Source organism: Psychrobacter sp. AOP7-B1-25 (assembly GCF_052376195.1).
Taxonomy (GTDB): domain Bacteria; phylum Pseudomonadota; class Gammaproteobacteria; order Pseudomonadales; family Moraxellaceae; genus Psychrobacter.
Genome location: NZ_JBQSVK010000014.1, coordinates 58419 through 64893, shown reverse-complemented (window position 1 = coordinate 64893; position 6475 = coordinate 58419). Strand labels below are relative to the sequence as shown.

The window sequence follows — 6475 nt, the reverse complement described above, 5'->3', positions numbered from 1 at the left end:
TGGATACTCGTATGCATGTTTTTCGCTAGGCGCAGTCATGTCTTTTGGCACGTCGATAACAACAGGACCTGGACGTCCAGATTGCGCGATATGGAATGCCTTTTTGACAATCGCAGGAATCTCGCTAGCATGGCGTACTTGAAAACTATGCTTCACGATAGGACGAGATACCCCAACCATATCTGTTTCTTGGAAGGCATCTTCACCGATCAGGCTACTTGGTACCTGACCTGAAATCACCACCATCGGTACTGAATCCATAAAAGCTGTTGCGATAGCCGTCACAGTATTTGTAGCACCAGGTCCTGAGGTTGCCAATACAACGCCCGTGTTACCCGTTACTCGCGAATACGCATCTGCCATATGACCGGCCGCCTGCTCATGGCGTACCAAGATATGTTCGATTGCTTCTTGCTGAAACAGTGCATCATAAATGTGTAAGACGGCACCACCTGGATAACCAAAGATGTACTCGACACCTTCGTCAGTCAGTGCTTGCACCAGCATTTCAGCACCCGATAGCATCACAGGCTGTGCACTACCTTCTGCAAGACGTTGTTGCTTTTGCTCAAAATTTTTGGCGGCATTACCCGTTTGGGTGTGTCCCGTCATGTTCGGACTTTGCGTGGTTTGCGTCACTGTCATCACCTTTTTTTGCGGCGAGAATTTGCGGGATTCTATGAGTAAAAATAATCACTTACCGTCATTATTCCCACTTGCTGAATTATCGCTAATTCTTGTCCATATCAAGAATATCTGCCTAGTCAGTTTCATCAGAAATGTCTTGTGCGACAATACCAATCAAACATAGCAGTGTATTTAAGGTCAGCTTTGTGATGGATGTTTATCGATATACAGTGACAAGATACGAATGTATCTATAAAAGAAGGCGCTTATTATTGAAAGTTCATACTAGTAAGTATCTACTGTGAATTTATTTATACAGATGCATTAGTACAAACTATAAAAAACTTCAGAGCCAATGCCAAACAGTAAGATCTTTAAAAATTACAATAGGCTTGAGCGAAATCTCTTAACGGCATACTAGTTCGCATTTGATACAACTACTAAAAGCACATTTCAAATAATAAGTTTATCTTAGTCATTGTAGACAGATAAGTCCGGAGATAATGTATCGCTAACAATAGTAGTCATTGTGCCACCATGCTTGCTATATCATTATCACAAAGGAAATAAAACTGCGTAAGCTACTGATAAGTACTTCGTAGTTTTATTTCTCAAGTGCCACGGCCACATCATAAAAGCCGCTCACTGACCAATCAACTGCTATTATATTCGACGGTTTGCGAGTTATTGTCAAGAAAAACTTCTAAAGCCTACTACAAACTATTAGTTATTAATTAATATACATTGATAAGTATTATTTGCTAGAATCAGATGTCGATACATTATTACTACCAATAAAACGTTCAAGTGTTATATTTACACTCATATACATTTGATTTTTATTAACTATGAGGTTCGCTACTATGGCGTATACGTCTAAGATAAATACTACTGCTAAACTGTTGATGAGTACCGCGTGTATGCTAATGCTATCTATGAATGCCAGTCAGGCTATACAAGTTTATAAATCTATTGGCGCGCACGGCGAAGTGAAATATAGCCAACATGCACCGCAAACTGGCAGCAATATCGAACTGATTGAGTTTCGTAGTGACGGTAGACAGAATAACGCAGGACAAATGGCAGGAAAAACAGATCCCAACCAGAGCAGCAACGCCCAAACTGCAGAAGAGCAGCGAGTGGCGGCACTTGAAGCACGTATTAAAGAACAAGAAGCTCAGGCTAATGCTCAACGCTGCCAGTCATTGCGTAACAATTTGACCAATCTAAATGTAGGCGGACGTATATACGAAATGGATGCTAACGGTAAACGTGAATATCTAGATGGTCGTGAGATTGAGCTTAAGCGCGAGCGCGTACAGCAAGCGATCACGCAGTATTGCTCTAATTCTTCTACCTAGTTAGATCTCTTGATAGCAAATATCAAACTATCATAAGCTGCATTACGTGACGAATGGCTGCTGGCATATCCTGAGCTTGTAGCCCTCGTTGCCCTACTAGCAATGTATTGGTGTCGCTATTCGTTTGATTGACTAATACATCTCCTGCAAACCCATGTATAAGAACTGCTTGATGTAAGCTACGTGCCTCTGCTAATAAATCTTGCTGTGCCAATAGTCCAGCGGTCACCCCAGAGAGCACATCACCCATACCAGCGGTTGCCATGCCAGCATTACCTACATTACAGACGTATACTTGCTCTTTTCCCTTTTCTTGCTCTAACACTAACGACCCTGCCCCTTTTAGCACCCAGTCACCACCATATGTCATAGCACACTGTTTTATAGCTTGTAGTCTATCTGACTCAATCTCACTGACTTTCTGATCAAGCAATCTAGCTGCTTCGCCACTATGTGGTGTCAAGCAAACCCGATGATGAGCGCTATATTCTCTTAACTCTGTTACCAGCTTATGGTTATCTATTTGCAGTGACGCCAAATGATAAAGCCCGTCGGCATCAATCACAATTAACTTTTCGTCTGCTATCGCAGCCTGTAAATAATCAATAAATAACGCTTTGGCTTTTTGGTCACGACCAAGTCCCATCCCAATAGCAACGACACTGGCCTGTTTAATTAAGTCTTTTACGCCGCTTGCGTCATGCAAATTAATAGTCATCGCATCTGGCAGTGAGGTCAGCAATGACCCATGAAAATTCTCATGGCAGGCAACGGTAATCTTCCCAGCACCTGTCGCCATCGTACTGGCCGCAGACAGTATTGCAGCACCGCCCATACCTTGAGAACCATCAACGCGATTTCCACCAATGACCAGCACATGTCCATAACTGCCTTTATAGCTGTTTTGGCGGCGCGGCTTCATACTATGTGCAGCCGTCAGCAGCGTAGCAACTGGCTCAAATGCTTGATTGGAAGTTTTCGCAGCTATCATATGATATTTAGCTGTCTGGTGAAGCGCCACTTGATAGGGTATTAACGGTATATCGACTATGTCTCCGCTGTAGTCTGTACCATCTTTAGTGTGTAGACCAAGCTTACAGGCAATCAGGCACAAAGTCACATCAGCTTGTATTGCTATGCGCTCGAACACTTCACCAGTAGAGGCTACTAATCCGCTCGGAATATCAACTGCAATTGCCAGTGCGTCATTTTGCTGAGTAAGACGATTAAAAGTACTAATAGCTGATTTATAAGCGCCTTCTGGTGCACGATCTAAGCCAATACCAAACAGTGCATCGATGTAAATATCAGCTGGTAAACCTATTTTATCCCAATCATTGTGATCAATCATGTCTTCAAATCGTTGATAGTTACAACTGCTCGCTAGTGTTATCCGTAATGCTTTTGTCGCGTCAGTTATACGATTATCACTTCCGTCTTTATCGCTAGGAGTTTTAGAAGCTACTGACTGTACATCAATATTCAAATCATTTTCGCTACAGCCAACCGTTATTACTTCTACTTGCCAGCCAGCTTGCTGTAAATAGTGAGCAATAAGCCAGCCATCACCACCATTGTTACCTTTCCCTACCCAGATACTCACTCGACGTGAATGAACACTACGGTGATAAACGTTAGTGCTGGCAGAATGGCTAGCACTGACCTCTCTTTGCTCATGAATCTGCTCTATTTGCTGCACCATTTGCCAAGCTGCTTGTTTCATCAAACCAAAGCTATCGTACCCTTCTGCAAACCAAGCCTGCTCCATTGCATAAACCTGCTTACTACTATATAACGCAATTGGTTTCGTATTTTTTATAAGTGATAAATTGGCAATATTTTTCATAACTTATCCTTGGTATTTCTACTAACTTCTTATTTTATCTGAATTTGGTTGCTCATCTCTGATAACAGCTTATCAAAAGCTTACGGCGGCTTATGTATCAATATGAATGTGAGTTTATTGTCTTTTATACTTGCACTCATTGCTCACTGGCTTATCATAGCGGTATTCACATTATCTCTGATTATCAGCTATACACAACCTGACTGAAATAAACGAGAAATCACCTAATAAGCACCTACTTTCTATGCCTACTGATAAAAACAAAATTGCCGTTACGAACCCAACTGTGTTTGCAACCGTAGAAGATGTTAAGCAATGGATTACAGCGCAAGCACAAACATTAGGATTTGCTGATTGTGGCTTTTTATCCGTACACCATCCTTTATTTGCTAAGCAAATTGAACAGCTACAAAAGTGGCTTGTTAAAGGCTATGAAGGTCAACTACAGTTTATGCACAACAATCATGATCTACGCGCTCACCCTGACCAACTAGTCGAGGGCGCAAAAACCATCATCAGTGTACGTATGGATTACCTAACTCAAGCACCGACGCCGCGCGCTGTCACTGATAACGACAATCCCAATAAAGGTATCATTGCGCGTTATGCAAGAGGCCGCGACTACCATAAAATCATGCGTAGTCGTCTAAAGCAATTGGCCTTGAAGATAGAAACAATGCTCCCTGAATGGCAACATCTAGATATCGGTTCAGAAAAAAAATTTGTATTTAGACCTTTTAGCGACTCGGCGCCTATCTTTGAGCGGCCTATTGCCGATGCAGCAGGTCTTGGGTGGACAGGTAAGCATACGCTACTTATAAACAAACAAGCTGGCTCATTCTTTGTACTCGGCGAGCTGTTTTTGAGCCTTGAGCTGCCCGATGACAAACCAGTCAAGGAGCATTGTGGTAGTTGTAGCGCTTGTATTGATATATGCCCTACTCAAGCGATTGTAGCGCCCCATGAGCTCAACGCCTCGGCTTGTATCTCCTATTTGACTATCGAGCATGATGGCATTATAGATACCAAGTATCGACGCGCGATAGGCAATCGGGTCTTCGGCTGTGATGATTGTCAGCTAATCTGTCCTTGGAATCGCTATGCCAATCTTACTACCGTTGATGACTTCGCCCCAAGGCATGGGTTAGATAATAGTAGCTTACTTGAACTGTGGCAGTGGGAAGAGGATGATTTTATGAAGAACACCCAAGGTAGCCCGTTAAGACGCACTGGCTATGTAAATTTTTTACGTAATATCGCTATTGGACTTGGCAATGCTAATGCCAGCTTAGAAGTGATCGAACAGTTGAATTCAAAACTAACCATGCACAATGACATGCTAGATGAGCATATCGAATGGGCCTTAGACGAGCAACAGAGTAAGCTGGATTCGGTTAATTAATACCATTTTACGGTCATCAAATTCTATTAAGACAAGATAGTTGTTTGAAATGTATAGTATGCAAAAAGCCTCTTAATAATAAGAGGCTTTTTTAATTAAACTACTATATTTGAAATATATTGTTTTTATAATCGTCTTTTCAAATACTATGGTTTTGGAATACGTAATACTTGGCCTGGATAGATTTTATCTGGATCAGACAACATTGGCTTGTTCGCTTCAAATATTTTCATATAGTCGCCAGATGAACCATAAACTTCTTTAGCAATCTTAGACAAGCTGTCACCAGATTTTACCGTGTACATTGTAGATTCAGGTGCATCTTCTTCAATGTCGATATTGTCGATAACTTTTGCGACGTTTTGTACATTACCAATAGCGATGATAGCCTTTTCACGATCAGCTTGGGTTTTAGCATTACCACTTATTTCTGCAGTATCTGTAGAACCATTATATTTAATCTTTAGATTACTGATATCAAGATTTTGCTGCTGAATACGGCGCAACAAAATATTAGCAACTGATTGCGCACTCGGCTCACTACTCTCGACTGGTGTATTAACATCTGCTTTTGTTTCTGTCTTAGCGTCATGCTTTTCATCATCACGGTTAAAAATCTTATCACCGATGTCTTTTGCAAAGCTAAACATACCCATATATCTACTCCTTGAAATATTATTATTTATCTTTATTTTAGTAAAACACATAGTCGAACAACACGCTAAATATCTGACTAGTGCTTTTTTCTATGAATCACCATTATGAGTATAAATAAAGTAAACTGAGGTAGATAGTAATAGTATGTTGAATAATGTTGAATTGACGTAGCCAATGTTAAATTAGATTGTTACATTCAAAAGTAACAATCACATGCCCATAAAAAAACCGCCTATCTAATAAGATAGGCGGCATTATAAATCTGCTAAATAAGTAGCAAATTATAGTTGAGCTTGTACGTAATCGATTGCTTTTTGAACAGTAGTCAATTCTGCAGAATCTTCATCAGGAATAGTGATACCAAAATCACTTTCAAATGACATAACCAATTCAACTAGGTCTAGAGAATCGGCACCTAGGTCTTCCATAAATGAAGCATCGTTGTTGATTTCCTCAACATTCATGCCTAGTTGCTCAGCTACTGCTGCTTTTACTCTTAACTCGATATCATTACTCATGTAGATCACTCCGTTATCATCTATTATTTTTAATAAACTGCTATAGTGCCTTATTTAAACGCTA

6 protein-coding genes are annotated in these 6475 nt (G+C 40.8%); 2 read left to right on the top strand and 4 right to left on the bottom strand.

Going from position 1 to position 6475, the window contains the following annotated elements:
* Nucleotides 1-525, bottom strand: a 525-nt coding sequence (locus ACT3QR_RS11130) for a thiamine pyrophosphate-binding protein (RefSeq protein WP_444521396.1), incomplete at its 3' end; no start/stop codon positions are given.
* Between the two features lie 965 nt (nucleotides 526-1490).
* On the opposite strand from ACT3QR_RS11130, the gene ACT3QR_RS11125 reads away from it, so the two are divergent.
* Nucleotides 1491-1988, top strand: coding sequence for a DUF4124 domain-containing protein (locus tag ACT3QR_RS11125; RefSeq protein ID WP_444521391.1), 498 nt, complete (start codon nucleotides 1491-1493; stop codon nucleotides 1986-1988).
* A 22-nt stretch (nucleotides 1989-2010) separates the two neighbouring features.
* Here the strand turns inward: ACT3QR_RS11125 and ACT3QR_RS11120 are convergent, their stop codons facing one another.
* Nucleotides 2011-3834, bottom strand: a complete 1824-nt coding sequence (locus tag ACT3QR_RS11120; protein ID WP_444521390.1) for an NAD(P)H-hydrate dehydratase — start codon at nucleotides 3832-3834, stop codon at nucleotides 2011-2013.
* A 244-nt stretch (nucleotides 3835-4078) separates the two neighbouring features.
* Here ACT3QR_RS11120 and queG point away from each other — a divergent pair, with 244 nt between their 5' ends.
* Entirely contained in the window at nucleotides 4079-5236 is a 1158-nt protein-coding gene (queG, locus tag ACT3QR_RS11115) for a tRNA epoxyqueuosine(34) reductase QueG (RefSeq protein WP_444521389.1), read from the top strand.
* Nucleotides 5237-5382: 146 nt separating this feature from the next.
* Here the strand turns inward: queG and lysM are convergent, their stop codons facing one another.
* Both lysM and acpP read right to left on the bottom strand, forming a co-directional pair.
* Entirely contained in the window at nucleotides 5383-5892 is a 510-nt protein-coding gene (gene lysM, locus ACT3QR_RS11110; RefSeq protein ID WP_444521388.1) for a peptidoglycan-binding protein LysM, read from the bottom strand.
* A 282-nt stretch (nucleotides 5893-6174) separates the two neighbouring features.
* Complete coding sequence (gene acpP, locus ACT3QR_RS11105) at nucleotides 6175-6411, bottom strand: acyl carrier protein (RefSeq protein ID WP_444521387.1); 237 nt, start codon at nucleotides 6409-6411, stop codon at nucleotides 6175-6177.
* Nucleotides 6412-6475 lie beyond the last annotated feature (64 nt).